Consider the following 26,322-nt stretch of genomic DNA (forward strand, 5'->3'; position numbering starts at 1 on the left):
CCTGATGTTCATCCTCGGCATAGTCCTCTTCGCGGTCGGCCTGCTGTTCTCGATCGCGTGGCACGAGCTGGGGCACCTGTCCACCGCCAAGTTCTTCGGCATCCGCGTGCCGCAGTACATGGTCGGCTTCGGCCCGACGCTCTTCTCGCGCAGGAGGGGCGAGACCGAGTACGGCATCAAGGCCATCCCGTTCGGCGGCTACATCCGCATGATCGGCATGTTCCCGCCCGGCCCCGACGGCCGCCTGGAGTCCCGCTCCACCTCCCCGTGGCGCGGCATGATCGAGGACGCCCGCTCGGCCGCCTACGAGGAGCTGCAGCCGGGCGACGAGAAGCGGATGTTCTACACGCGCGCCCCGTGGAAGCGCGTGATCGTGATGTTCGCCGGCCCCTTCATGAACCTGATTCTCGCGGTGGTGCTGTTCCTCACGGTCCTGATGGGCTTCGGCATCACCCAGCAGACCACCTCCGTCAGCTCGGTCTCCCAGTGCGTCATCGCGCAGAGCGAGAACCGCGACAAGTGCGAGAAGGGCGACCCGGCCTCCCCGGCCGCCGCTGCGGGCCTCATGGCGGGCGACAAGATCGTCTCCTTCGGCGGCACGCGCACCGACGACTGGAACGAGCTGTCCGACCTGATCCGCGCCAACCCCGGCAAGGAGGTGCCGATCGTCGTCGAGCGGGACGGCCGCGAGGTCACCCTGCACGCGAAGATCGCCTCGAACCAGGTCGCCAAGAAGGACTCCAGTGGCCAGATCGTCGAGGGCCAGTACGTCCAGGCCGGCTTCCTCGGCTTCAGCGCCGCCACGGGCGTGGTCAAGCAGGACTTCGGCGAGTCCGTGACGTGGATGGGCGACCGCATCGGCGAGGCCGTCGACTCCCTCGCCGCCCTCCCCGGCAAGATCCCGGCCCTGTGGAACGCGGCCTTCGACGGCGCCGAGCGCGAGGCCGACTCCCCGATGGGCGTGGTCGGCGCGGCGCGGGTCGGCGGTGAGATCTTCACGCTCGACATCCCGCCCACCCAGCAGCTGGCCATGGCCCTGATGCTGGTCGCCGGCTTCAACCTCTCCCTGTTCCTGTTCAACATGCTCCCGCTGCTGCCGCTCGACGGCGGTCACATCGCGGGCGCCCTGTGGGAGTCGCTGCGCCGCAACACGGCCAGACTGCTGCGCCGGCCCGACCCGGGCCCCTTCGACGTGGCGAAGCTCATGCCGGTCGCCTACGTGGTCGCGGGTATCTTCGTCTGCTTCACGATCCTGGTCCTGATCGCCGACGTGGTGAACCCGGTGAGAATCTCCTAGTCATACGGAGTTCACGGCGGCCCGGCAGGCTTTCGGCCGGGCCGCCTCCCATCGGGTGGCACCGCGGGTGGGATGTGCCCGCGCCCTCGCCCGTGCCGTAATCTCGAAGCTCGGAGCCCGCTGCTCACGGGACCGGACCTTGATCCACGACTTGGGGTTGCACAGCAGATGACTGCGATTTCTCTCGGCATGCCGTCCGTTCCGACCAAGCTCGCCGAGCGCCGCGAGAGCCGGCAGATCCAGGTCGGGTCCGTCGCGGTCGGCGGTGACGCCCCCGTCTCGGTCCAGTCGATGACGACCACGCGGACGTCCGACATCGGCGCGACCCTCCAGCAGATCGCCGAACTGACCGCCTCCGGCTGCCAGATCGTCCGCGTCGCCTGCCCCACCCAGGACGACGCCGACGCCCTCGCCACCATCGCCCGCAAGTCGCAGATCCCGGTCATCGCCGACATCCACTTCCAGCCGAAGTACGTCTTCGCCGCGATCGAGGCCGGCTGCGCGGCGGTCCGCGTCAACCCCGGCAACATCAAGCAGTTCGACGACAAGGTCAAGGAGATCGCCAAGGCGGCCCGCGACCACGGCACCCCCATCCGCATCGGCGTCAACGCCGGCTCCCTCGACAAGCGCCTGCTGCAGAAGTACGGCAAGGCGACCCCCGAGGCCCTGGTCGAGTCGGCCCTGTGGGAGGCGTCCCTCTTCGAGGAGCACGACTTCCGCGACATCAAGATCTCCGTCAAGCACAACGACCCGGTCATCATGATCGAGGCGTACAAGCAGCTCGCCGAGCAGTGCGACTACCCGCTCCACCTCGGCGTCACGGAGGCCGGCCCCGCCTTCCAGGGCACCATCAAGTCGGCGGTCGCGTTCGGCGCCCTGCTCTCCCAGGGCATCGGCGACACGATCCGCGTCTCGCTCTCCGCGCCCCCCGTCGAGGAGGTCAAGGTCGGCATCCAGATCCTGGAGTCGCTGAACCTGCGCCAGCGCGGCCTGGAGATCGTCTCCTGCCCCTCCTGCGGCCGCGCCCAGGTCGACGTCTACAAGCTGGCCGAAGAGGTCACCGCCGGCCTGACCGGCATGGAGGTCCCGCTGCGCGTCGCCGTCATGGGCTGCGTCGTCAACGGACCCGGCGAGGCCCGCGAGGCCGACCTCGGCGTCGCCTCCGGCAACGGCAAGGGCCAGATCTTCGTCAAGGGCGAGGTCATCAAGACCGTCCCCGAGTCGAAGATCGTGGAGACCCTCATCGAGGAGGCCATGAAGCTGGCCGAGCAGATGGAGAAGGACGGCGTGGCCTCCGGCGAGCCGTCGGTGGCGGTCGCGGGCTGAGGCCGGTCTTCCGCGCCCCGCGAGGGGCGCGGGGCCGTGTCGGGTGTCGGCATGCGGCTCCGCCGCGTGGGCGCGACGAGCCGCGGGCGTCCCGCACCCGCCCGGCGACCACGGGCCCGAGCTCCGAGGCGCCCCGCCCAGGCACCGCGGCTATAGTGCGGAGACCAGCCGACCCCAGTGTGTGAGGCCCCGCACGTGTTGACGCAGACCACCTCACGGGTCCTCGAACCGAGCGACCTGGACGCCGCGCTCGCCGTCCTCGACCGCGAGCCGGTCGCGAACGCCTTCGTGACGTCCCGGGTGCAGATCGCCGGACTCGACCCGTGGCGGCTCGGCGGCGAGATGTGGGGCTGGTACGAGGACGGCATCCTCACCTCCCTGTGCTACGCGGGCGCCAACCTCGTCCCGATCTGCGCCGGTCCGCGTGCCGTGCGCGCCTTCGCCGACCGCGCCCGCCGGTCCGGCCGCCGCTGCTCGTCCATCGTCGGCCCCGCCGGAGCCACCGCCGACCTCTGGCGGCTCCTGGAGCCCCACTGGGGCCCGGCCCGCGAGGTCCGCCGCCACCAGCCGCTCATGGTCACCGACCGGCTGCCGGACGACGTCGCCCCGGACCCCTACGTCCGCCGCGTGCGCAAGGACGAGATGGAGACGATCCTGCCGGCGTGCGTGGCGATGTTCACCGAGGAGGTCGGCGTCTCGCCGCTGGCCGGCGACGGCGGGCTCCTCTACCAGGCCCGCGTCGCCGAACTCGTCGGCTCCGGCCGCGCCTTCGCCCGTTTCGACGCCGACGGCAAGGTCGCCTTCAAGGCCGAGATCGGCGCCGCGACGGACCGGGCCTGCCAGATCCAGGGCGTGTGGGTGGCCCCCGAATACCGGGGGACCGGTCTGGCCGCCCCCGGCATGGCCGCCGTACTGCGCTACGCCCTGGCGGACGTGGCCCCGGTCGTCAGCCTCTACGTGAACGACTTCAACACGGCGGCCAGGAGGACGTACCAGCGCGTGGGCTTCCAGGAGGTCGGCGCGTTCATGAGCGTTCTGTTCTGAAGCGCCCGGACGACGACCGGAACGCCCCTGTAGGCTCCCCGCCATGGACCTGGTGATCGGCCCCCTCGACCTCTCCGCCCACGTGGACGAGGCCCTGTCCGTCCAGGCCGTGGCCTTCGGCCTCGGCCCCGACGAAGTCGCCGTCCGCCGCCAGATCGTCCTGCGCCACATGACCTACCCCGGTGCCCGGGCCCTCGGCGCGACCACTGGCGGACGCCTCGTCGGCTTCGTCTACGGCATGCCCAACGACCGCGCCCACTGGTGGTCCACCGTCGTGGAGCCCTACCTGCGCGCCCAGCACCACGACCACTGGCTCGACGACTCGTTCGTGATCACCGAGCTGCACGTGCACCCCGACCACCAGAACCGCGGCATCGGCCGCTCCCTGATCACCACGATCACCGACGCCGCCGCCGAGCCCCGCTCGATCCTCTCCGCCATCGACACCGACAGCCCCGCCCGCGCCCTGTACCGCTCCCTCGGCTACCGGGACCTCGCCCGCCAGGTCCTCTTCCCGAGCGCCCCGAAGCCGTACGCCGTGATGGGCGCCCCGCTGCCGCTGCTGCGCCGCTAACCGATTTCCGCCGCCCCGTACCGCCCGGATAACCTCCTGCCATCACTCACACGTAGCAGGAGCAGACGAACCATGGCGAACGCACCGGTCCAGCGCATGTCCCAGTTGTTGGCGAAGACGTTGCGCGACGACCCGGCCGACGCCGAGGTCCTCAGCCACAAGCTCCTCGTCCGCGCCGGCTACGTACGCCGCACCGCCGCCGGCATCTGGAGCTGGCTGCCCCTCGGCAAGAAGGTCCTGTCCAACGTGGAGCGCATCGTCCGCGAGGAGATGGACGCCATCGGCGCCCAGGAGGTGTCCCTGCCCGCCCTGCTGCCGCGCGAGCCCTACGAGGCGACCGGCCGCTGGAACGAGTACGGCGCCGAGCTCTTCCGCCTCCAGGACCGCAAGGGCGGCGACTACCTCCTCGGCCCCACCCACGAGGAGATCTTCACCCTGCTGGTGAAGGACCAGGCGTCCTCCTACAAGGACCTGCCCGTGATCCTCTACCAGATCCAGAACAAGTTCCGCGACGAGGCGCGGCCCCGCGCCGGCATCCTGCGCGGCCGCGAGTTCCTGATGAAGGACTCCTACTCCTTCGACACCGACGACGAGGGCCTCGCGCGGTCCTACGCCCTGCACCGCGAGGCCTACCAGCGCGTCTTCGAGCGGCTCGGCCTGGACTACCGCATCTGCGCCGCCACCGCGGGCGCGATGGGCGGCTCCAAGTCCGAGGAGTTCCTGGCCCCGGCCGAGGCCGGCGAGGACACCTTCGCCGACTGCCCGAACTGCGACTTCGCCGCCAACACCGAGGCGATCACGTACGAGCTGAAGCCCGTCGACGCCGCGGACGTCCCCGCCGCCGAGGACATCCCCACCCCGGACACCCCGACCATCGAGACCCTCGCCGCCTCCCTCGGTGTCCCGGCCTCGGCCACGCTGAAGAACCTCCTCGTGAAGGTCGACGGCGAGATCGTCGCCGTCGGCGTCCCCGGTGACCGCGAGGTCGACATGGACAAGGTCGAGGCGCACTTCGCCCCGGCCGCCGTCGAGCTGGTCACCGAGACCGACTTCGCCGCCCGCCCCGACCTGGTCCGCGGCTACGTCGGACCGCAGGGCCTGGACAAGGTCACCTACATCGCCGACCCGCGGGTCGCCCCGGGCACGTCCTGGATTACGGGCGCCAACAAGGCCGGCACGCACACGAAGAACGTCGTCGCGGGCCGTGACTTCGAGGTCGACGCCTACGTGGACGTCGTCGTCGTGCAGGACGGCGACCCCTGCCCCAAGTGCGGCACGGGCCTCGTCCTGGACCGCGCCATCGAGATCGGCCACATCTTCCAGCTGGGCCGCAAGTACGCCGACGCCCTCAAGCTCGACGTCCTCGGCCAGAACGGCAAGCCGGTCCGCGTCACCATGGGCTCCTACGGCATCGGCGTCTCCCGCGCGGTCGCCGCCCTGGCCGAGCAGAGCGCCGACGACAAGGGCCTGTGCTGGCCCAGGGAGGTCGCCCCGGCCGACGTCCACGTGGTGGCCGCCGGCAAGGCCCTGCAGACCGAACTGGCCCTCGACGTCTCCGGCAGGCTTTCCGCGGCCGGGGTCCGCGTCCTGGTCGACGACCGCGCCGGCGTCTCCCCGGGCGTCAAGTTCACGGACGCCGAGCTGATCGGAGTCCCGCAGATCCTGGTCGCGGGCCGCCGCGCGGCCGAGGGCGTCGTCGAACTGAAGGACCGCCGCACCGGCCAACGCGAGGAACTGACGGTCGAGGAGGCCGTCGCCCGCCTCACGGCCTAGGGCACCCGGCGCTGCCGCTGTGAGCGCTCCGAGCTCTCGGAGCGCTCACAGCCAGCCCGCGAACTCCAGCAGCAGTTCCGCGTCCCGGGGCCGTCCCACGCGCCCCGCCCGCACACCCGACTCCACGGCCCGGAACAGGGTCCAGCCGCGCAGCCGCTCCTGGTCCACGTCCAGGGACTCGGCCAGCCGCTTCACCCGGCGCCGGGTCGTCGCCGCGCCGGACGGCTGGGCGATCAGGTCCTCCACCCGGTCGCGGACGAGCCGGGCCAGGTCGAAGGCGCACTCGCCGACCACCGGGTCGGGCCCCACGGCCAGCCACGGCATCCGCTCCCCGGCGAGCACCTTGCTCTGCCGGAACGTGCCGTGCAGCAGCCGGTGTTCGGGCGGCGCGGCCAGCAGCTCCTCGCGCGCCCCGAGCGCCAGGTCCACCAGCGGGGCCACCTCGGGATCGGCCTGCGCCCGGGCCCGCATCGCCTCGGCCTGCCGCCCGGTCCGCTCGGCCACCGTCTCGAAGGGGAAACCGGCGGGCGGCTCGACCCACAGCCGCCGCAGCGTCCCCGCGGCCTCCAGCAGCGCCTTGGCCTCCGGCAGGGACCGCACCGACACGTCCGGGTGCAGCCGCTCCAGCAGCAGCACCCCCTCGGCGCCCTCGCCGTCCGCGGCGGGCCGGGAGGCCGGCGGCGGTTCGAGCAGCTGCACGGCACCCCGTCCGGCCCAGTGCGCCAGCGCGGCCCGCTCCGCCTCCGGCCGGGCCCGGCCCGGCGCCAGCTTGAGCACGGCGGGCGTCCCGTCGGCCGTCCGCACCAGCACGACCAGGCTGCTGCGCCCGCCGGGCACCTGCACCCGCTCCACGGTCAACTCGCGTAGCGCGACGGCCTGCCGAGCCGCCTCGGGCAGCCTCTCCAGCCAGTCGTCGCCGTCCGGGGCCGTCTCACCGAGCGCCCTGACCAGGCGCTGCGGCGGTTCGAAAACCATGCGCGAGTCGTTCCCTTCGTGCTCTTGGCGGTGCGTGCCCCGCGCGGGTCACGCCGTCGGCGCCGCCGAGGGCGGGGCCGTGCCCGCCCGCTCGGCGAGCCCAGGGAAGGCTACGCTCTCCCCGCGCCAGCGCACCGCCCGCACCGCCGCCTCCCGCAGCGCCCCGGCGGCCAGGGCGCGCCGCTCACCGCCCGCGGCCCGCACCAGGTCGGAGTAGACCCCGGCCACCCGGTCCTCCAGCTCCGCGGCCAGCCGCGCGGCCGCCGCCGCGTCCGCCACCGGGAAGGGCAGCGCGTACCCGGCGGCCGCCGCCACGGGACGGCCGCCCAGGTCCTTCACCTCGCGCACCAGCGCGTCCCGGCGTGCCCGGTGCGCGTCGTAGGCCGTGCGCGCCTCGGCGCGCTGCCCGTCACCGATCCGCCCGCCGACGACCCCGTACCCGTAGACGGCCGCGTGTTCGGCCGCCAGGGCCGCCTGGAGGGCCCGCAGCTCCCGGTCCTTCGCCTCGCTCACGCGTCCCCCTCCGTCAGCAGGTACACGTGCGCCGCCCCGGCCGCCGCCACCGACGCCAGCAGCCGCGCCAGCTCGCCCGGTACCCCCAGCAGTTGCCCGGCCCGCTGGTCGGCGAGTTCCCGCTCCGCTGCGGCCAGCCCGGCCAGGGCCTCCTCGTCGTTCCCCGGGACAGCCGGCGACGGCGGGGCCGCCACGGACGGTGATGCCGGGCCGGACGCCGGGACCGACGCCGAGGGGGATGCTTTTCGGCCACTTCCGAACGCCTGGACGTGGCGCACGACGTCCTCCCGCAGCGGTCCCAGGCGCCCCGCCAGTGCCGGCCGGGCGGCGATCACCGCGTCGTACCGCTCCAGGAGCCGCTCGCTGTCCCGGGCCGCACGCGCGCGTGCCCGGCGCTCGGCGGCCGAGGGGCCGTCGCCCGCGTCCGCGGCCCCCTTTGTGCCGGAGGTGCAGCCCGAAAGGGCGAGGGCCGCGGGCCCGGTCGCGAGCAGACTCCTTCTGCGCGGCCCCGAGCGGGCGCGCGGCGATGAGGGGAACGGCACGTCAGACGTCCTCGGGGCTCGTGGTGGGCAACAGGCGGGAAGGCGGGGACCACAAGGGCTGCACGCCCGTGATCACGGTACCCGGGCCGTCGCCCGGGACCACTCAGCGGCACCGTTCGTGACCGGGTGGACGGCAACACACCCTGCGACCGGATACCCTTTGACCAGACACGCGACCCATCCCACAACAGCACACGCGGCCGAGGAGTCACCCGGATGAGCACCACCCAGAGCGAGAGGCTGCGAGAGCTACTGGAACCGCTCGTCAGCTCCCAGGGCCTGGATCTCGAAGAGATCGAAGTGGACTCCGTCGGCCGCAAGCGTGTGCTGCGCGTCGTCGTCGACTCGGACACCGGTGCGGACCTGGACCAGATCGCCGATGTGAGCCGCGCGCTCTCGGCGAAGCTCGACGAGACGGACGCGATGGGCGAGGGGGAGTACACCCTCGAGGTCGGCACCCCGGGCGCGGAGCGCCTCCTCACGGAACACCGGCACTACGTCCGGGCCACGGACCGGCTGGTGAAGTTCCAGCTGGCCGAGGGCGGCGAGCTTCTCGCCAGGATCCTGAAGGTCGACGACGACGGCGTCGACACCGAGGTGCCCGGGGTCAAGGGCCGCAAGGCCACCGCGCGCAGACTCGCCTTCGACGACATCGTCCGGGCGCGCGTCCAGGTCGAGTTCGGCCGCAAGGACAACAAGAAGGACAACGAGAAGGAAGAGGAGGCGTAGCCGTGGACATCGACATGAGTGCCCTGCGGGGCTTGGTTCGGGAGAAGGAGATCTCCTTCGACCTGCTGGTCGAGGCGATCGAGTCGGCCCTCCTCATCGCCTACCACCGCACCGAGGGGAGCCGCCGCCACGCGCGCGTGGAGCTCAACCGGGAGACCGGCCATGTGACCGTGTGGGCGAAGGAGGACCCCGACGACCTCGAGGAGGGCCAGGAGCCCCGCGAGTTCGACGACACCCCGTCCGGTTTCGGCCGTATCGCCGCCACCACCGCCAAGCAGGTCATCCTGCAGCGCCTGCGCGACGCCGAGGACGACGCGACGCTCGGCGAGTACGCCGGCCGCGAGGGCGACATCGTCACCGGTGTGGTCCAGCAGGGCCGCGACCCGAAGAACGTGCTCGTGGACATCGGCAAGCTGGAGGCCATCCTGCCGGTGCAGGAGCAGGTGCCGGGCGAGACCTACCCGCACGGCATGCGGCTGCGGTCGTACGTCGTCCGGGTGGCCAAGGGCGTCCGCGGTCCGTCCGTGACACTGTCGCGCACGCACCCGAACCTGGTGAAGAAGCTCTTCGCCCTGGAGGTGCCGGAGATCGCCGACGGGTCGGTGGAGATCGCCGCGATCGCCCGTGAGGCCGGTCACCGCACCAAGATCGCCGTACGGTCCACCCGGTCCGGTCTGAACGCCAAGGGCGCCTGCATCGGCCCGATGGGCGGCCGGGTGCGCAACGTGATGGGCGAGCTGAACGGTGAGAAGATCGACATCGTCGACTGGTCGGAGGACCCGGCCGAGATGGTGGCGAACGCGCTGTCCCCGGCCCGTGTCTCCAAGGTGGAGATCGTGGACATGGCGACCCGGTCCGCCCGGGTGACCGTGCCCGACTACCAGCTGTCCCTGGCCATCGGCAAGGAGGGCCAGAACGCCCGCCTCGCGGCCCGGCTGACCGGCTGGCGGATCGACATCCGCCCGGACACGGAACCGGCCGCGGAGTAGCCCCGCGGATCGGCCGAAGATCGACGGAGATCCGCGCCGGATCCGGGGAATGGATCCAAGCCGTCGGTCGTTCAGATCACGACAGGTTCACGCGCTGCAACTGTTCGGCTGCTGCCCCGCAGGAGTGAGGCGCGTACGGGGAGGTAGACTTAACTGTGTCTGGCCGGACGCGCGCCCGAGTATGCCCTGAGCGCACCTGCGTGGGGTGCCGGGAGCGAGCGGCCAAGGCCGAACTGCTGCGGATCGTGGCGATCGAGGGCGAATGCGTCCCCGATCATCGCGGTACGCTGCCCGGCCGGGGTGCGTACGTACACCCCGCACTGGTCTGTCTCGACCAGGCGGTACGCCGCCGGGCGTTCACGAGGGCACTGCGCGCCCCGGGAGCGCTCGACACAAAGGCGTTGCGCCACTACGTCGAGCAGACGACAGTTGCCGAGCAGGCAACACCGTAAGACGTGCCGTACGGAACCCCGTGCGGCTAGGTACCTCGCGAGTCGAAAGCAGGTCGAGATTGCGATGAGCACTCGATGAGTACGCGATGAGTACGCCCATGAACTAGCGACGGTCCGGACGCAACCCGGACCTCAAAGGAGCGAAGTGGCTAAGGTCCGGGTCTACGAACTCGCCAAGGAGTTCGGTGTCGAGAGCAAGGTCGTCATGGCCAAGCTCCAGGAACTCGGTGAATTCGTCCGTTCGGCGTCTTCGACCATCGAAGCGCCCGTTGTACGCAAACTGACGGACGCCCTCCAGCAGGGCAACGGCGGCGGCAAGCCCGCCCCCGCCCGCAAGGCTGCCCCGGCGAAGCCGGCAGCCCCCTCCCCGGCGCAGGCTGCCCGTCCGGCCGCCCCGCGCCCGCCGGCCCCCAAGCCGGCCGCCGCGGAGAAGCCCGCGGCTCCCGCCGCGCCGGCCACTCCCGGCCCCCGTCCCACCCCGGGCCCGAAGCCCGCGCCGCGGCCCGCCCCGGCGTCCCCGGCTCCGACCACGCCCGAGTTCACGGCACCGCCGTCGGCTCCCGCCGAGCCGTCCCAGGGTTCCGGCCCGCGTCCGGGCGCCCCGCGTCCGGCCGGTCAGTCCCCGCGTCCCGGTGCCCCCCGTCCGGGTGGTTCCGGTCAGGGCGGCCAGGGCCGTGGCGACCGCGCCGGCGCTCCGCGTCCGGGTGGCGGCGCCCCGCGTCCCGGTGCCCGTCCGGCGGGTCCCCGTCCGGGCAACAACCCCTTCACCTCCGGCGGCTCCACCGGCATGGCGCGCCCGCAGGCGCCCCGTCCCGGCGGCGCCCCGCGTCCCGGCGGTCCCGGCGCACCCGGCGGTGCCCCGCGCCCGCAGGGCCAGGGCCAGGGCGGTCCCCGTCCCCAGGGCGCCGCGGGCGGTCCCCGTCCGCAGGCTCCGGGCGGCGCGCGTCCCACGCCGGGCGGCATGCCCCGTCCGCAGGGCGGCGGCCCGCGTCCCGGCGGCGGTCCCGGCGGTCCGCGTCCCAACCCCGGCATGATGCCGCAGCGTCCGGCGGCCGGCCCGCGTCCCGGTGGCGGTGGCCCCGGCGGCCGCGGTCCCGGTGGCGGCGGTCGTCCCGGTGGCGGTGGCGGTCGTCCGGGTGGCGGCGGCTTCGCCGGTCGTCCCGGTGGCGGCGGTGGCGGTTTCGCCGGCCGTCCCGGTGGTCCCGGTGGCGGTGGCGGCGGTTTCGCCGGCCGTCCGGGTGGTCCCGGCGGCGGCGGTGGCCGTCCCGGCTTCGGCGGCCGTCCCGGCGGTCCCGGTGGCCGTGGTGGCACGCAGGGCGCCTTCGGCCGTCCCGGCGGTCCCGCGCGCCGCGGCCGCAAGTCGAAGCGGCAGAGGCGCCAGGAGTACGAGGCCATGCAGGCCCCGTCGGTCGGCGGCGTGATGCTGCCTCGCGGCAACGGCGAGACCATTCGCCTGTCGCGCGGTGCCTCCCTCACCGACTTCGCGGAGAAGATCAACGCCAACCCGGCGTCGCTCGTCGCGGTCATGATGAACCTCGGCGAGATGGTCACGGCCACGCAGTCCGTCTCCGACGAGACGCTGCAGCTCCTCGCCGACGAGATGAACTACACGGTTCAGATCGTCAGCCCCGAGGAGGAGGACCGCGAGCTGCTCGAGTCCTTCGACCTGGAGTTCGGCGAGGACGAGGGCACCGAGGAAGACCTCGTGGTCCGTCCGCCGGTGGTGACCGTCATGGGTCACGTCGACCACGGTAAGACGCGCCTGCTCGACGCCATCCGCAAGACGAACGTCATCGCGGGCGAGGCCGGCGGCATCACCCAGCACATCGGTGCCTACCAGGTCGCGACCGAGGTCAACGACGAAGAGCGCAAGATCACCTTCATCGACACCCCGGGTCACGAGGCGTTCACCGCCATGCGTGCCCGTGGTGCGAAGTCGACCGACATCGCGATCCTGGTCGTCGCGGCCAACGACGGCGTCATGCCGCAGACGGTCGAGGCGCTCAACCACGCCAAGGCGGCCGACGTCCCGATCGTCGTCGCGGTCAACAAGATCGACGTCGAGGGCGCCGACCCGACCAAGGTGCGCGGCCAGCTCACCGAGTACGGGCTGGTGGCCGAGGAGTACGGCGGCGACACCATGTTCGTCGACATCTCCGCCAAGCAGGGTCTGCACATCGACTCCCTGCTGGAGGCCGTGATCCTCACCGCCGACGCCTCGCTCGACCTGCGGGCCAACCCGAACCAGGACGCGCAGGGCATCTCGATCGAGTCCCGTCTCGACCGCGGCCGCGGTGCCGTGGCGACGGTCCTCGTCCAGCGAGGCACCCTGCGGGTCGGCGACACGATGGTCGTGGGCGACGCCTACGGTCGCGTCCGCGCCATGCTCGACGACAACGGCAACAACGTCGCCGAGGCGGGTCCGTCGACGCCGGTCCAGGTCCTGGGTCTGACCAACGTCCCGGGCGCCGGCGACAACTTCATCGTGGTCGACGAGGACCGTACGGCCCGCCAGATCGCGGAGAAGCGCGCCGCCCGCGAGCGGAACGCAGCGTTCGCCAAGCGCACGCGCCGCGTGTCGCTGGAGGACCTGGACAAGGTGCTGAAGGCCGGCGAGGTCCAGCAGCTGAACCTGATCATCAAGGGCGACGCGTCCGGATCGGTCGAGGCCCTGGAGTCCTCCCTGCTCCAGCTGGACGTCGGCGAAGAGGTCGACATCCGCGTCCTGCACCGCGGCGTCGGTGCGGTCACGGAGTCCGACATCGACCTGGCCATGGGCTCCGACGCCATCGTCATCGGCTTCAACGTGCGCGCCGCCGGGCGTGCGCAGCAGATGGCCGAGCGCGAAGGCGTGGACGTCCGGTACTACTCGGTCATCTACCAGGCGATCGAGGAGATCGAGGCGGCCCTCAAGGGCATGCTCAAGCCGGAGTACGAAGAGGTCGAGCTCGGTACGGCGGAGATCCGCGAGGTCTTCAAGTCGTCCAAGCTGGGCAACATCGCGGGTGTCCTCATCCGTTCCGGCGAGGTCAGGCGGAACACCAAGGCCCGCCTCATCCGCGACGGCAAGGTGGTCGCGGAGAACCTCAACATCGAGGGCCTGCGTCGCTTCAAGGACGACGTCACCGAGATCCGCGAAGGGTTCGAGGGCGGTATCAACCTCGGCAACTTCAACGACATCAAGGTCGACGACGTCATCGCGACGTACGAGATGCGCGAGAAGCCGCGGGTGTAACACCCACGGATCACCGACCGGCCGACGCGGCACCCGCCGCGTCGGCCGGCTGGCCGTTGGGGCGCGGTGCGCACCGGAAAACCCGATCGAGCCCCCGGCCCGTTCGGGGTAACGTTCCTGGTGTTCCTGCGCTCCGACCGCGCAGGCCATCGATCCCGTACCGGCGGGTCATCCGGACACACATGTACGTGGGGACTCTGTCCTTCGACCTGCTCCTCGGCGACGTACGGTCGCTGAAGGAGAAGCGCTCCGTCGTCCGTCCGATCGTCGCCGAGCTCCAGCGCAAGTACGCGGTGAGCGCGGCCGAGGTGGACCACATGGACCTCCACCGCAGGACGGTCATCGGCCTCGCGCTGGTGTCCGGCGACGCGGGGCACTTGAGCGAGGTGCTCGACCGGTGCGAACGGCTGGTCGCCGCCCGCCCCGAGGTGGAGCTGCTGTCCGTCAGGCGGCGCTTCCACGGCGAAGACGACTGACGAACCGAGAACGAACCGGACAGGAAAGAACGGGAGACGGACCAGTGGCCGACAACGCGCGGGCTAAGAGGCTGGCGGACCTCATCCGAGAGGTGGTGGCCCAGAAGCTGCAGCGCGGGATCAAGGACCCGCGGCTCGGCTCGCACGTCACCATCACGGACACCCGGGTGACGGGCGACCTCCGGGAGGCGACCGTCTTCTACACCGTGTACGGGGACGACGAGGAGCGGGCCGCGGCCGCCGCCGGCCTGGAGAGCGCCAAGGGCATCCTGCGCTCCGAGGTGGGCCGGGCCGCCGGGGTGAAGTTCACGCCGACCCTGACCTTCGTCATGGACGCCCTCCCGGACACCGCCCGGAACATCGAGGACCTCCTCAACAAGGCGCGCCAGTCCGACGAGAAGGTCCGCGAGGCGTCCGCCGGGGCGAAGTACGCCGGTGACGCCGACCCGTACCGCAAGCCGGACGAGGACGACGAGACGGACGACACCGCCGAATGACCCAGAAGCACACCACGCCCGACGGCCTCGTCATCGTCGACAAGCCGTCGGGCTTCACTTCGCACGACGTCGTCGCCAAGATGCGCGGCATCGCCAGGACACGACGCGTCGGGCACGCCGGCACCCTCGACCCGATGGCCACGGGTGTCCTCGTCCTCGGCGTCGAGAGGGCCACCAAGCTCCTCGGCCACCTCGCGCTGACCGAGAAGGAGTACCTGGGCACGATCCGGCTCGGGCAGAACACCCTCACGGACGACGCCGAGGGGGAGATCACCTCCTCCGCCGACGCCTCCGGGGTCACCCGGGACGCCGTCGACGCCGGCATCGCGAAGCTGACCGGCGACATCATGCAGGTGCCGTCCAAGGTCAGCGCCATCAAGATCAACGGCGTGCGCTCCTACAAGCGGGCCAGGGAGGGCGAGGAGTTCGAGATCCCGGCCCGGCCCGTGACGGTCTCCTCCTTCGGCGTGTACGACGTCCGGGAGGCCGTCGCCGAGGACGGCACGCCCGTGCTCGACCTGGTCGTGTCGGTCGTCTGCTCCTCGGGCACCTACATCCGGGCCCTCGCCCGCGACCTGGGCGCCGACCTCGGCGTCGGCGGCCACCTCACCGCCCTGCGCCGCACCCGCGTCGGCCCCTACAAGCTGGACGCCGCCCGCACCCTGGACCAGCTCCAGCAGGAGCTGACCGTGATGCCGGTCGCCGAGGCCGCCGCCGCCGCGTTCCCCCGCTGGGACGTCGACGCCCGCCGCGCCGGGCTGCTGACCAACGGCGTGCGGCTGGAGATGCCCGACCAGTACGCGGGCTCCGGCCCCGTCGCCGTCTTCGACCCGGAGGGCCGGTTCCTCGCCCTCGTCGAGGAGCAGCGCGGCAAGGCCAAGAGCCTGGCCGTCTTCGGCTGACCCGCCCGTCCGGGCGGTCCGCCCGTGGAGCGGCGGTCACGGGGTACCTCCACTGCCGCCGCTCCACGGTCCCCCCTCGGTTCCCCCACCCCTAGGGTGTATCCAGCCGCCCCCGTCCGTTCACCCGTCCGTGCGGGCGCTCGGAGTGAACCGGGGGAGCGGAAGGGGGCGCTTTCGCGAAGCGATCTGTCCCGCTGATCATCCCGCCCCTAACGTCGAACGCGAGGGCACGGGTGTACGGCGGGGAGGCTCGACGATGACGTCGCGGAACCGGTCCCGGGAGACGGACGACAGCGCACCGGATCGCCCGGACCGCCCCGGACCCATGGAGTGCGAGGACCGGGCGGTGCCGGACGGGGCGCTCGTCCGTATCCACGACCTGGCGGGCCGCCCGCGGGGCACGGGATTCCTCGCCGACCACCACGGCACGCTCGTCACCAGCCACGAGGCCGTCGACGGCCTGTCCGGGCTGGTGCTGTACGGGGCGGGGGACCGCCGCCGGGTCGTGACCGCCGACGCGATCACACCGCTGCCCGCGCTCGACCTGGCCCTCGTACGGACCGAGGGGCTCGGCGTGCCACCCCTGCCCGTCACCGCCCGGGACGGGGCCGGGACCGGCACCTATGTGCGGATCGCCGCCGGAGGCTGGCGTGAGGCGAGGGTCCTCGGCCCGGCCGGTGTGACGTACGCGGCCACGGACCGCTTCCACCGCGTCGACGGCGCGCTGGAACTGGCGGTCGGCACGGCGGGGCGGGACGCGTTGCGGCTGGGAGGGGGAGCGGCCGGCGGCCCCGTGGTGGACGCCGCGACCGGAGCCGTCGTCGGCGTCCTCGGCACCGCGCTGCGCTCCGGCCACCGCGACGTCGGCTTCGCCGTACCCCTGCATCCGGGGATGCCCGGTGCGGCCGGCCCGCTCGCCGACCTGCTCGCGGAGAACGCGGCGACGGTCCCGGCGTACGGCGACGACCTGAACCTGGCCGGAGTGCTGGAGCTGACCCGCGTCTCGACGGGCCTGGAGGGCCCGCCCGAGCCCCTGGATCCCGCGCGAACGGTCGAACGGGCGGCTGTGGCGGCCGAGTTCAGCGCCTTCACGTCGGGCCCGCAGTCCGTCCTCGGCCTGGCCGGCGCACCGGGCAGCGGCCGGACGACGGAACTCGCGGCGCTCGCGGCCCGGCGCGCACGCGGCGGGTGTCCCACGCTGTGGCTGCGCGGCTGCGACCTGCGGGACGACGACACGTCGGTGGCGGACGCGGCCCGCCGGGCGCTGACCCGGGCCGCCCCGCTCGTGGCCGCCGCCCGGACCCCGCTCCCCGCCGGTCTCGGCGACCTCTCGCCGGAGCGCCTCGCCCGCCGCGCCGCCGCTCTCGGCCGCCCCCTGCTGCTCCTGCTCGACGGCCCCGAGGAGATGCCGCCCGCCCTGGCCCGCCGCTTCGCCGACTGGGCGGACGGGACGCTGCGGTGGCTGCGGGAGACGGGCGTGCGGCTGGTGGTCGCCTGCCGGGCGGAGTACTGGGAGGAGGCGGCGGAACCGCTGCACCGGCCCGCGTGCGTCGTCCTCGGCGACCTCACCGAGGACGAGGCCCGCCAGGCCCGGGAGCACCTCGGCATCCCGGAAGGCGCCCTGGCCGGCACCGACGCCCGGCATCCCCTGACACTGCGCCTGTTCACGGAGCTCCGGGCCGCGCTCGCCGACGCCCCGCGGCCCGCCGCCCCCCTCGACCGGAACGACGTCTTCTCCGCCTACGTGGACCTGATGGCCCTGCGGATCGCCACGCGCCTCGCCGCCGGCCGCGGCCTGCGCGGCACCGCCGTGCGCCGGCTGGCCGCGAAGGTCGCCGGGCAGGTGCACGAGGCCGCCCGCCGCAGCCTCGGCCCGGGGCTCGGGGACCTGGACCGGGAGGCGTTCGAGGCGGCGTTCCCCTGGACAACCGCCCCGGAGCGGCTCGGGGGCGGCAGCGGCTGGGCCGCGGCCGTGCTCGCGGAAGGCCTGCTCGTGCCCTGCGGACCGGGCTACCGCTTCGCCCACGAGGAGCTCGCCGACTGGCTCCAGGGGCTGCACCTCGACCTGGACGAGGCCCTGCACGCCCTCGTCCACCGCGGCCGGGACGAGCAGGCGGACCCCGTCCCGCACCACCGCATCGGGCCCGTCGTCCAGGCCCTGCTCTGCCTGGGGCGGCAGCGCGGCACCGGCCCGCTGGCCTCCCGCCTGGCCGACCTGGTGCACGCCCTGGACGCCGACCCGGGGTCCTGGTGGGCCGCCCGGCTGCTCGCCGGGACGCTGGCGGCCGTGCCGGACGCGACGCCGTACACCGACGTGCTGCGGCTGCTCGCCGACCGGATCGTGGCCTGGCGGCGGCAGGAGCGGCCCGTGCCGGACGTGCTCGGTCCGGACTTCTGGACCGGCCTGCGGCTGTCGGAGGGCCCGCGGTTCCGGCTGCTCAGGCGGCTGGTGCACGCCGACGGGCCGCCGTGCGAGGCCGGCCCCCGCTTCCTGGACGCCGTCGCACGGCTGCTGGCCGCCGACCCCGTCGCCGCGCAGCCCCAGCTCGTCCGCTGGTTCGACGACGAGCAGCCGCTGCCCGCCACCCCGCACGCGACCGTGGCCCTGGCCGCGCAGGCACTGCTGCACACGCACCGCCACCGCGCCCCGGACGAACTGACGGACGTGCTCGTCGACAGCGCGCACCGGCGGGCCGAGGAACTGCTCGCGGTCCTCGCCGAGGAGGAGCCGTCGGCGCTGTGCCGGGCCGCCGACCGGTGGGCCCGTGACGAGCGGCCGGCCCGGCGGGCCGCGGCGATGGCGCACGGACTGCGCGTCGCCCCCCACGCGCACACCGGGGGCGACCGGGCCCTCCTGCGCTACGCGGCCCTCACCCTGCTCGCCCGTCCCGCCGACCGCGCCCTGCACGGCGGTGCGCTCGCCCTCCTCGTGCAGGACCCGCAGAGCCGCGTCCGCTACCTGCCCCGAGCACTGGAGCACTTCGCGGCGGGCGACCCGCACCTGCCGCCGGACGCGCTGGCCGGGGCCCTGCTCACCCACACCGAACCGGTCCTCGGCGCCTTCGCCGCACGGCTGGAGCGGCCGGACGCGGACGAGGCGCTGCGGGCGCTCGCCGACGCCACCCCGCCCGGTCTGGCCCGGCCCGTCGCGGGGCTGATCCGGCAGGCGGCGCAGCGGCGACCGGAACTCGCCGGGCGGGTCGCCGCCTACGTGGACCAACGGCTCGACGGGGGCCCCGCCGCCCGGGCGGTGCTCCTGCCGCTGGTCACCGGCCTGCTGGAAGACGGTCCCGTGCGGCTGCGCTGCGCCCTCGCCGGGGTCCTGACGCCGCCCGGCATCCCCGCCTCCCGCCCGCTGCGCCGGGAACTGCGCGAGGAGCTGCTGGCCCGGGAGCACGACACGGACGTCCTGGACACGCTGCTGCACGCCGCCGCCCGCAACGGCGGCGACGACCTGCGCGACCTCGTCCACCGCGTCGGCCTGCTGCTGGCGCGCACTCCCGAGGGGGCGGTCCGCTTCGACCGGGCCCTGGTCGACCTCGGCCGGCACGTGCCCGGCTTCGCCGCCCGCGTCGCCGGCTGGCTGGCCGACACGCCGGAGGAATGGGCGGCCCTGGTCGGGCCGAGCGCCCACCGGACGATCGAGGACCTGGCGGGCGTCCGCGTCCCGGCCTGACGGCGCGGGGTGCCGTGCGCCCGGTCACAGGCCCGATGCCGATGCGGGCGGCGGCGACCCGGCATGGCACCCTTAGACCTGCGTACGCGTCACCACGGACAACCGACCGGACACGGGTTCGACGAGCTTTCGACAAGGAGCAGGCACAGTGCAGCGCTGGCGTGGCTTGGAGGACATCCCCCAGGACTGGGGGCGCAGCGTCGTCACCATCGGCTCCTACGACGGAGTCCACCGCGGACACCAGCTGATCATCCGGCACGCCGTGGACCGTGCCCGGGAGCTGGGCGTGCCCGCCGTCGTCGTCACCTTCGACCCGCACCCCAGTGAAGTGGTCCGCCCTGGCAGCCACCCGCCCCTGCTCGCCCCGCACCACCGCCGCGCCGAGCTCATGGCGGACCTCGGCGTGGACGCGGTGCTCATCCTCCCCTTCACGACCGAGTTCTCGAAGCTGTCCCCGGCCGACTTCGTCGTCAAGGTGCTCGTCGACAAGCTGCACGCCAAGGCGGTCGTCGAGGGCCCCAACTTCCGCTTCGGCCACAAGGCCGCCGGCGACGTGGAGTTCCTGGCCGCGCAGGGCAAGACCTACGACTTCGAGGTGGAGGTCGTCGACCTGTACGTGACGGGCGAGGCGGGCGGCGGGGAGCCGTTCTCCTCCACCCTGACGCGGCGTCTGGTCGCCGAGGGCGACGTCCGGGGCGCGGCGGAGATCCTGGGCCGGCCGCACCGGGTGGAGGGCGTCGTGGTCCGGGGCGCCCAGCGCGGACGCGAACTTGGCTTCCCCACCGCCAACGTGGAGACGCTGCCGCACACGGCCATCCCGGCCGACGGTGTGTACGCCGGATGGCTGCACGCCCAGGGCGAGGCGATGCCGGCGGCGATCTCCGTCGGGACGAACCCGCAGTTCGAGGGGACCGAGCGCACGGTGGAGGCGTACGCCATCGACCGCGTCGGGCTGGACCTGTACGGGCTGCACGTCGCGGTGGACTTCCTGGCGTTCGTGCGGGGGCAGGCCAGGTTCGACACGTTGGACGCGCTGCTGGAGCAGATGGGGCGGGACGTGGACAGGTGCAGGGAGCTGGTGGCGGCCGACGAGGCCGCCTAGACCGCTCGTGGGCCGTCCGCCGGTCCGTGCGGGCCGGTCGCGCGGTTCCCCGTGCCCCTGGTGAGGGAAGCCGCCCAGTGGCAAGCGACCTGCGACGGTCCGCTGCCGCTCAGCACCTCCAGGTCCCGGCCCCGGCACGCGTCCGCCACGCCCGCCCGTTCCGCCTCGCCGCCCGCCAGGATCTGGCAGCGGGCGTGGAAGCGGCAGCCGGGCGGGACGCGGGAGGGGTCAGGGGGCTCGCCGGTGAGGATCACCGGGGTGCCCGGGGCCTCCGGCAGGACCGACAGCAGGGCCTGCGTGTAGGGATGCCGCGGGGCCGTCAGGACCTGCTCCACCGCCCCCGTCTCCACGATCCGGCCCAGGTACATCACGGCCACCCGGTCGGCGATGTTCCAGGCCAGGCCCAGGTCGTGCGTGACGACCAGGGCGGACAGGCCGAGCTCGGTGCGCAGCCGGAGCAGCAGGGCGAGGATCTCGCCGCGTACCGAGGCGTCGAGGGACGCCACCGGCTCGTCGGCGACCAGCAGTTCGGGTTCCAGGACGAGCGCGCCCGCGATGACGACCCGCTGGCGCTGTCCGCCGGACAGCTCGTGCGGGTAGCGCAGGAAGAAGCGCTCCGGGGGACGCAGACCGGCCCGGGACAGGGCCTCGGCGACCGCCGCGCGCTCGTCGCCCGTGAAGCCGTGGATGCGCAGGCCCTCGGCGACCGCGTCGTACACCGTGTGCCGGGGGTTGAGGGAGCCGCTCGGGTCCTGGAGGATCAGCTGGACGCGCTTGCGGTAGGCCTTGAGGGAGCGGCCGGAGTAGTCCAGGGGGCGGCCGTCGAAGGCGACCCGGCCCGCCGTGGGCTCCACCAGGCCCAGCAGGGCGCGGGCCAGGGTCGTCTTGCCGCAGCCGGACTCACCGACCAGGGCGACGATCTCGCCGGGCCGGATGTCGAGGTCGACGCCGTCCACCGCCCGGGCCCGGGGACCGCCGCGCCGGCCGGGGAACGTGACGTGCAGGCCCTGGGCACGCAGCAGGGGTGCCGTGCCGACCTCGGGGGTCGGGGGGGAGAGGGTCATGGCGTGGCGGGCCTCGCTTCCTCCAGGGTCTCCGGACCCTCCGGGGTTCGACGCCCCGCGCGGGCGTCCGGCTCGTCACGGGCGCCGTCCGGCCCGTCCAGCGGCGGGCCGACCAGCACACACGCCGCCCGGCGTTCAGGGCCCGCCGACCGCGGCGCCGGGTCGTGCTCGGCGCACGACTCCAGCGCCCCCGGGCAGCGCGGGTGGAACGTGCACCCGGAGGGCAGCGCCGCAGGGTCGGGCGGGTCGCCCGCCAGGCCCCGGGGCGCGAACCGGGAGGCCGGGTCGCCGATGCGCGGGAACGCGGCCGACAGGGCCCTGGCGTACGGGTGCCGGGCGTCCTCGTACACCTGCCGGGCCGGGCCCTCCTCGACCACCCGGCCCGCGTACATCACCGCCAGCCGGTCGCAGGTGTCGGCGAGGACGGCCAGGTCGTGGCTGATCATGATCAGGCCCAGGTCCTGGTCCGCGACCAGTTGCCCGATGAGCCGCAGGATCTGGGCCTGGATCATCACGTCGAGCGCGGTGGTCGGTTCGTCGGCGATGACCAGGCGCGGGTCGCAGGCCAGGGCCATGGCGATCATGACGCGCTGGCGCTGGCCGCCGGACAGCTCGTGTGGGTAGGCGGCGGCGCGGGCCGAGGGCAGGCCGACCTGCTCCAGCAGCTCGCCGGTCTTCTTCCTCGCCCCGGCCGGGGTGGCCTTCCTGTGCAGCAGGATCGGCTCGGCGATCTGGTCGCCGACGCGGTGCACGGCGTTCAGGGAGTGCATCGCGCCCTGGAAGACCACGGAGGCCCCGGCCCAGCGGACCGCCCGCACCCGGCCCCACTTCATGGTCAGCACGTCCTCACCGTCGAGGAGCACCTCGCCGGTGACGCGGGTGCCCTTCGGCAGCAGCCGCAGCAGGGCCAGCGCCAGGGTGGACTTGCCGCAGCCCGACTCACCGGCGAGGCCGAGCTTGCGCCCCGCGTCCAGGCGCAGGTCCACCCCGCGCACGGCGGCCGCGCCGCCCGGGTACGTCACGGTCAGGTTCCTGACGTCGAGCAGAGTCAACGCGACACCCCCAGCCTGGGGTTGAGGACGGCCTCCACGGCCCGTCCGCACAGTGTGAACGCCAGTGCCACCACGGCGATGGCGATGCCCGGCGGCACCAGGTACCACCAGTCTCCGGCGCTGACCGCGCCCGCCTCCCGGGCGTCCTGGAGCAGCCCGCCCCACGACACGACCGTCGGGTCGCCCAGCCCGAGGAAGGCCAGCGTCGCCTCGGCGAGGATGGCGGAGGAGATGATCAGGGTCGTCTGCGCCAGCACCAGCGGCATCACGTTGGGCAGCACGTGCCGCGACATGATGTGCCAGTGCCCGCCGCCGAGCGCCTTCGCCCGCTCGATGTACGGCCGGGTCTCCACGGCGAGGGTCTGCGCGCGCACCAGGCGGGCCGTGGTCGGCCAGGTGGTGACGCCGATCGCCACGACGATCGTGGTCAGCGAGCGGGACATCACGGTCGCCAGGGCGATCGCCAGCACCAGCGTCGGCATGACCAGGAACCAGTCGGTGATCCGCATCATCACCGTCGCGTACCAGCCCTTGAAGTGCCCGGCCGTCACCCCGATCAGGGTGCCGATCGCCACCGACAGCACGGCCGCGAGCAGCCCCACCAACAGCGACACGCGCGAGCCCCAGACCACCAGGCCCAGCAGGTCCCGCCCGAACTGGTCGGTGCCCAGCGGGAAGGCGGCGCTCGGGCTCTGCATCGGACGCCCCGGCGCGTCGGTCACGCTGCTCACGTCGGAGCCGACGAACAGGGGTGCGAACAGCGCCAGCAGCGCGCACAGGGCGAGCACGGCCAGGCCGTACAGCCCCGCCCGTTCGGCGCGGTACTGCCGCCAGAAGCGGGCGACGGAGGCCCGGCGGCGCTGCCGGGCGAGGGCCCGCGGGCCCGGGGCCGTTCCGGTCGGCGTCGTCATCGGGCCACCCGGGGGTCCAGCAGCGGATAGACAAGATCGGCGAGGGTGTTCATCAGGATCACCGCGGCGGCGAACACGAAGAACAGCCCCTGCACCAGAGGCAGGTCGGGCACGCTCAGCGCCTGGTAGAACAGCCCGCCGAGGCCCGGCCAGGAGAACACGGTCTCCACGAGGATCACGCCCGCCACCGTCCGGCCGAGGTTGATGAAGATCAGGGTCACGGTCGGCAGCAGCGCGTTCGGCACGGCGTGCCGACGGCGTACGAGGTCGTCGCGCAGCCCCTTGGCCCGGGCGGTCGTCAGGTAGTCGCCGCCCATCTCGTCCAGCAGCGCCGACCGCGTGACCAGCAGCGTCTGCCCGTACTCCACCGCCACCAGCGTCACCACCGGCAGCACCAGATGGTGTGCCACGTCGAGCACGTACGCGAAGCCCTCCTCACCGCCCGACTCCATGCCGCCGGTCGGGAACAGGCCCGGCAGCGGGCCGATGCCCACCGACAGCACGATGATCAGCAGCAGTCCGAGCCAGAAGGACGGGATCGAGTACAGGGTCAGCGCCAGGCCGGTGTTGACCCGGTCGCCGAGCCCGCCGCGCCGCCAGGCCGAGCGCGTGCCCAGGAGGATGCCGAGCGCGGTGTAGAGGACGAAGGCCGTGCCGGTGAGCAGCAGGGTGTTCGGCAGCGCCTCCGTGATCTTGTCGACCACGGGCGCGCGGAACTGGTACGACGTGCCGAAGTCGCCCGTGAGGGCCTTGCCGCAGTAGTCGGTGAACTGCCGCCACAACGGCAGGTCGAGCCCGAACTCCTCGCGGTAGGCGGCCAGTTGCTCGGCCGAGACCTGGCGTCCGCCGGTCATGGTCTTCACCGGGTCGCCGGGGATGAGCCGGAAGAGGAAGAAGCTGGTGACGAGGACGGCCAGCAGCGACACGGCCGCACCGGCCACCTTGCCCGCCAGGTAGCGCGGGTACGCGGAGCGCCCGCGTACCCGTGGCCGGGTCGTCGGCTGCCTGTCCTCGACCAGCGCGGGGGTCGCGTCGGCGGTCACGTGCGCGCGGTCACTCACGGTCGTCGGCGCCGGCCCGGCGGCGCACCGCCACGACCGTGCCGAGGCCGATGAGCAGGACGGCGCTCGCGGCGATGACGGCCACGACGGTCGTGGACGAACCGCCGGAGGAGTCGTCGGAGTCCGCCGGGACCGCCGACCACCAGCTCCAGTAGCCGTCCTGGCCGTAGATGTTCCCCGCCTCCGCCGGCATGGTCGTGATCGACTTGATCTGGTCCGTCCGGTAGGCCTCGACCGCGTTCGGGTACGCCATGACGTTCATGTACCCGAGGTCGTACAGGCGCGACTCCATCTGCTTGACGATGTCCGCCCGTTTGGCGGGATCGTACTCGGCGAGCTGGCGGGCGTAGAGCTCGTCGTAGGTCTTGTCGCAGATGAAGTTGTCGGTCGCGCCCGTGTCCTCGGGGGTCGCCGGGAGCGCGCCGCAGGTGTGGATGGACAGCACGAAGTCCGGGTCCGGGTTGACCGACCAGCCGTCGAACGCCAGGTCGTACTTGCCGGCCAGCCACGGGTCGGTGACGTTGTCCAGGCAGGTGAGCCGGACGCCGATGCCGAGGTCGCCCCACCACTCCTGGAGGTACTTGCCGACCGCCTTGTCGTTCGGGTCGGTGGCGTGGCACAGGACGCGGTAGGTGATCGGCTTGCCGTCCTTGCCGACGCGCTTGCCGTCCCCGTTCTTCCGGTAGCCCGCCCGGTCCAGCAGCCGGGCCGCCTCCGCCGGGTCGTACGCCAGCTTCTGGCCGGGGGAGGGCTTCCAGAAGTAGTCCTGGAAGCGCGGCGGGATGTACCCCTCACCCTCGACGGCGTGGCCCCGGAACACCTTGTCGATGATGGCCTCGCGGTCGACGGCCATGAACAGCGCGTTGCGCACCCGCCGGTCGAGCAGGGAGGGGTGGCCGTCACCGAACCTCTCGCCGTTCTTCGCCCTGGCGCCCGGGTTGGTGGCCAGGGCGTAGAAACGGCGGCCGGGGGCGTCGTTGACCTTGATGTTCTCCGCGCCCTTCAGGGAGTCCGCCTGGGCCGGTGTGAGGGACGGCGACCCGGCGACGAACGACACCTCGCCCTTGCGCAGCGCCGAGACGGCCGCGTCCTGGTCCTTGTAGTAGCGGAAGACGAGTTCGTCGAACTTCGGCGCCCCGCGCCAGAACGTCTTGTTGGCCTTGAGGCGCACGTAGCTGTCGGCCTTGTAGCCGGTCAGCACGAACGGGCCGTTCCCGACGACCGGGAAGGTCTTGTCGTTGTTGAACTCGGAGAAGTCCGAGACCTTCTCCCAGACGTGCTTCGGCACGATCGGCACGTCGAGCGCGGTCATCGTGGCCTGCGGCTTCTTCAGCTCGATGACCAGCTCGGTGGGGCTCGGCGCCGTCACCTTCCGGAAATTGCCCACATAGCTGCCGTTCGCGGTGGCCGCGCCGTCGTCCGTCATCATCTTGTTGAACGTCCAGGCCGCGTCCTCGGCGGTGGCCCGCCTGCCGTCCGACCACTTCGAGTCCGAGCGGATGGTGTACGTCCAGGTCAGCTTGTCCGCTGACGACTCCCACTCGGTGGCCAGGCCCGGCACGGCGTGGTTGTCCTTCGGATCGTAGTTCGTCAGGTACTCGTACATGAGCCGGTGGATGCTCGTGCTCAGCAGCCGGACCGCCAGGAACGGGCTGAGCGAGTCCACGCTCTGCGCGACGGCGACGGTCAGCACCTTCTTGCCGTCGTCGGCCGCCCGGGCCTGCCGGGGCGCCGGGTCGAGCGGGGTCGCGAGCCCGGCGGTGAGGGTGAGCGCGGCCGCCCCGGCGACGGCGACGAGCCGGAGGCCGCGCGGGAGGCTGCGTGTCTGATCGTTCGTGCCCATGGTCGGACCTCGCGTCATCGCTCGGACGGTAAGGACGGGTTGATCAGCTGTCAGGGGTTGCTGAGTGTGTATCAGCGGCCTCCTCGCCCGTCAACGGCACGTTCACCCCTTGTGGCCTGCGGAAATAACGAATTGGCGAGCTTTCGGTGCCCATTGGTGGAGACCACTGACGCGTCGCTGGCCAGGGCCTGGCAACGGATTTCGCGCCGGATGGGCCCGGAACGCACACGGCCCGCGCCGAGTCGGGACGGCGCGGGCCGGAAACGGGACCGGCCCCTGGAAAGGGGCC

Annotated in this window: 22 protein-coding genes; 14 read left to right on the forward strand and 8 right to left on the reverse strand. The window is 73.1% G+C overall.

Going from position 1 to position 26,322, the window contains the following annotated elements:
* The first annotated feature begins 4 nt into the window (after window positions 1-4).
* From AC07DA_RS07220 to AC07DA_RS07240, 5 genes are all read left to right on the forward strand, one after another.
* Window positions 5-1,297 (forward strand): M50 family metallopeptidase, encoded by a 1,293-nt coding sequence (locus AC07DA_RS07220; protein WP_479125435.1) that lies wholly within the window; start codon window positions 5-7, stop codon window positions 1,295-1,297.
* A gap of 168 nt (window positions 1,298-1,465) precedes the next feature.
* Window positions 1,466-2,623 carry a flavodoxin-dependent (E)-4-hydroxy-3-methylbut-2-enyl-diphosphate synthase gene (gene ispG / locus AC07DA_RS07225; RefSeq protein ID WP_479125363.1) on the forward strand — a complete coding sequence of 386 codons (1,158 nt, stop codon included), beginning with the start codon at window positions 1,466-1,468 and terminating at the stop codon, window positions 2,621-2,623.
* A gap of 195 nt (window positions 2,624-2,818) precedes the next feature.
* Window positions 2,819-3,667 (forward strand): GNAT family N-acetyltransferase, encoded by an 849-nt coding sequence (locus AC07DA_RS07230; RefSeq protein WP_479125365.1) that lies wholly within the window; start codon window positions 2,819-2,821, stop codon window positions 3,665-3,667.
* Window positions 3,668-3,710: 43 nt separating this feature from the next.
* Window positions 3,711-4,241 carry a GNAT family N-acetyltransferase gene (locus tag AC07DA_RS07235; protein ID WP_479125366.1) on the forward strand — a complete coding sequence of 177 codons (531 nt, stop codon included), beginning with the start codon at window positions 3,711-3,713 and terminating at the stop codon, window positions 4,239-4,241.
* Between the two features lie 72 nt (window positions 4,242-4,313).
* A complete protein-coding gene (locus AC07DA_RS07240; RefSeq protein ID WP_479125368.1) occupies window positions 4,314-6,014 on the forward strand; it encodes a proline--tRNA ligase in 1,701 nt (566 codons plus the stop codon).
* 45 nt (window positions 6,015-6,059) lie between these two features.
* On the opposite strand, the gene AC07DA_RS07245 is transcribed toward AC07DA_RS07240, so the two are convergent.
* The 3 genes from AC07DA_RS07245 to AC07DA_RS07255 are packed head-to-tail and all read right to left on the reverse strand — an operon-like array spanning window position 6,060 to window position 8,044.
* Complete coding sequence (locus AC07DA_RS07245) at window positions 6,060-6,989, reverse strand: aminoglycoside phosphotransferase family protein (protein WP_479125370.1); 930 nt, start codon at window positions 6,987-6,989, stop codon at window positions 6,060-6,062.
* 48 nt (window positions 6,990-7,037) lie between these two features.
* Complete coding sequence (locus AC07DA_RS07250; RefSeq protein WP_479125372.1) at window positions 7,038-7,502, reverse strand: ferritin-like domain-containing protein; 465 nt, start codon at window positions 7,500-7,502, stop codon at window positions 7,038-7,040.
* Window positions 7,499-8,044 carry a hypothetical protein gene (locus AC07DA_RS07255; protein WP_479125373.1) on the reverse strand — a complete coding sequence of 182 codons (546 nt, stop codon included), beginning with the start codon at window positions 8,042-8,044 and terminating at the stop codon, window positions 7,499-7,501. The genes AC07DA_RS07250 and AC07DA_RS07255 overlap by 4 nt, the downstream gene beginning before the upstream one ends.
* Window positions 8,045-8,260: 216 nt before the next feature.
* On the opposite strand from AC07DA_RS07255, the gene rimP reads away from it, so the two are divergent.
* The 9 genes from rimP to AC07DA_RS07300 all read left to right on the forward strand — a co-directional run bounded on the left by rimP (window position 8,261) and on the right by AC07DA_RS07300 (window position 20,102).
* Window positions 8,261-8,773: a ribosome maturation factor RimP gene (gene rimP / locus AC07DA_RS07260; RefSeq protein WP_479125374.1), complete on the forward strand. Its 513-nt coding sequence runs from the start codon at window positions 8,261-8,263 to the stop codon at window positions 8,771-8,773.
* Between the two features lie 2 nt (window positions 8,774-8,775).
* Entirely contained in the window at window positions 8,776-9,762 is a 987-nt protein-coding gene (gene nusA / locus AC07DA_RS07265; RefSeq protein WP_479125376.1) for a transcription termination factor NusA, read from the forward strand.
* Window positions 9,763-9,917: 155 nt separating this feature from the next.
* Window positions 9,918-10,214 carry a YlxR family protein gene (locus tag AC07DA_RS07270; RefSeq protein WP_479125378.1) on the forward strand — a complete coding sequence of 99 codons (297 nt, stop codon included), beginning with the start codon at window positions 9,918-9,920 and terminating at the stop codon, window positions 10,212-10,214.
* Between the two features lie 145 nt (window positions 10,215-10,359).
* Window positions 10,360-13,449 (forward strand): translation initiation factor IF-2, encoded by a 3,090-nt coding sequence (gene infB, locus AC07DA_RS07275; RefSeq protein WP_479125380.1) that lies wholly within the window; start codon window positions 10,360-10,362, stop codon window positions 13,447-13,449.
* Between the two features lie 182 nt (window positions 13,450-13,631).
* Window positions 13,632-13,925 (forward strand): DUF503 domain-containing protein, encoded by a 294-nt coding sequence (locus AC07DA_RS07280; RefSeq protein WP_479125382.1) that lies wholly within the window; start codon window positions 13,632-13,634, stop codon window positions 13,923-13,925.
* Window positions 13,926-13,969: 44 nt separating this feature from the next.
* Entirely contained in the window at window positions 13,970-14,422 is a 453-nt protein-coding gene (gene rbfA / locus AC07DA_RS07285) for a 30S ribosome-binding factor RbfA (RefSeq protein WP_479125384.1), read from the forward strand.
* On the forward strand, window positions 14,419-15,324 hold the full coding sequence (gene truB / locus AC07DA_RS07290; RefSeq protein ID WP_479125386.1) for a tRNA pseudouridine(55) synthase TruB: 906 nt from the start codon (window positions 14,419-14,421) through the stop codon (window positions 15,322-15,324). The genes rbfA and truB overlap by 4 nt, the downstream gene beginning before the upstream one ends.
* A gap of 256 nt (window positions 15,325-15,580) precedes the next feature.
* A complete protein-coding gene (locus tag AC07DA_RS07295) occupies window positions 15,581-19,000 on the forward strand; it encodes a trypsin-like peptidase domain-containing protein (protein WP_479125388.1) in 3,420 nt (1,139 codons plus the stop codon).
* 148 nt (window positions 19,001-19,148) lie between these two features.
* Window positions 19,149-20,102 carry a bifunctional riboflavin kinase/FAD synthetase gene (locus AC07DA_RS07300; RefSeq protein WP_479125390.1) on the forward strand — a complete coding sequence of 318 codons (954 nt, stop codon included), beginning with the start codon at window positions 19,149-19,151 and terminating at the stop codon, window positions 20,100-20,102.
* Here the strand turns inward: AC07DA_RS07300 and AC07DA_RS07305 are convergent.
* Genes AC07DA_RS07305 through AC07DA_RS07325 form a run of 5 tightly spaced genes read right to left on the reverse strand, consistent with a single transcriptional unit; the run spans window position 20,099 to window position 26,033 of the window.
* Complete coding sequence (locus AC07DA_RS07305; RefSeq protein WP_479125392.1) at window positions 20,099-21,166, reverse strand: ABC transporter ATP-binding protein; 1,068 nt, start codon at window positions 21,164-21,166, stop codon at window positions 20,099-20,101. The two genes, AC07DA_RS07300 and AC07DA_RS07305, sit on opposite strands and share 4 nt — an antisense overlap.
* Complete coding sequence (locus AC07DA_RS07310) at window positions 21,163-22,218, reverse strand: ABC transporter ATP-binding protein (protein ID WP_479125393.1); 1,056 nt, start codon at window positions 22,216-22,218, stop codon at window positions 21,163-21,165. Before AC07DA_RS07310 ends, AC07DA_RS07305 begins: the two co-directional genes overlap by 4 nt.
* On the reverse strand, window positions 22,215-23,129 hold the full coding sequence (locus AC07DA_RS07315) for an ABC transporter permease (protein WP_479125395.1): 915 nt from the start codon (window positions 23,127-23,129) through the stop codon (window positions 22,215-22,217). The genes AC07DA_RS07310 and AC07DA_RS07315 overlap by 4 nt, the downstream gene beginning before the upstream one ends.
* A complete protein-coding gene (locus tag AC07DA_RS07320; RefSeq protein ID WP_479125397.1) occupies window positions 23,126-24,172 on the reverse strand; it encodes an ABC transporter permease in 1,047 nt (348 codons plus the stop codon). The genes AC07DA_RS07315 and AC07DA_RS07320 overlap by 4 nt, the downstream gene beginning before the upstream one ends.
* 10 nt (window positions 24,173-24,182) lie before the next feature.
* A complete protein-coding gene (locus tag AC07DA_RS07325) occupies window positions 24,183-26,033 on the reverse strand; it encodes an ABC transporter substrate-binding protein (RefSeq protein ID WP_479125436.1) in 1,851 nt (616 codons plus the stop codon).
* Window positions 26,034-26,322 lie beyond the last annotated feature (289 nt).

This window comes from Streptomyces sp. NPDC044921 (genome assembly GCF_056432865.1).

Bases quoted from the DNA above. Each gene is read 5' to 3' on its own strand.
- AC07DA_RS07220 (WP_479125435.1), top strand. From the start codon at position 5: ATGTTCATCCTCGGCATAGTCCTCTTCGCGGTCGGCCTGCTGTTCTCG.
- ispG (WP_479125363.1), top strand. From the start codon at position 1,466: ATGACTGCGATTTCTCTCGGCATGCCGTCCGTTCCGACCAAGCTCGCC.
- AC07DA_RS07235 (WP_479125366.1), top strand. From the start codon at position 3,711: ATGGACCTGGTGATCGGCCCCCTCGACCTCTCCGCCCACGTGGACGAG.
- AC07DA_RS07240 (WP_479125368.1), top strand. From the start codon at position 4,314: ATGGCGAACGCACCGGTCCAGCGCATGTCCCAGTTGTTGGCGAAGACG.
- AC07DA_RS07245 (WP_479125370.1), bottom strand. From the start codon at position 6,989: ATGGTTTTCGAACCGCCGCAGCGCCTGGTCAGGGCGCTCGGTGAGACG.
- rimP (WP_479125374.1), top strand. From the start codon at position 8,261: ATGAGCACCACCCAGAGCGAGAGGCTGCGAGAGCTACTGGAACCGCTC.
- AC07DA_RS07280 (WP_479125382.1), top strand. From the start codon at position 13,632: ATGTACGTGGGGACTCTGTCCTTCGACCTGCTCCTCGGCGACGTACGG.
- truB (WP_479125386.1), top strand. From the start codon at position 14,419: ATGACCCAGAAGCACACCACGCCCGACGGCCTCGTCATCGTCGACAAG.
- AC07DA_RS07295 (WP_479125388.1), top strand. From the start codon at position 15,581: ATGACGTCGCGGAACCGGTCCCGGGAGACGGACGACAGCGCACCGGAT.
- AC07DA_RS07305 (WP_479125392.1), bottom strand. From the start codon at position 21,166: ATGACCCTCTCCCCCCCGACCCCCGAGGTCGGCACGGCACCCCTGCTG.
- AC07DA_RS07315 (WP_479125395.1), bottom strand. From the start codon at position 23,129: ATGACGACGCCGACCGGAACGGCCCCGGGCCCGCGGGCCCTCGCCCGG.
- AC07DA_RS07325 (WP_479125436.1), bottom strand. From the start codon at position 26,033: ATGGGCACGAACGATCAGACACGCAGCCTCCCGCGCGGCCTCCGGCTC.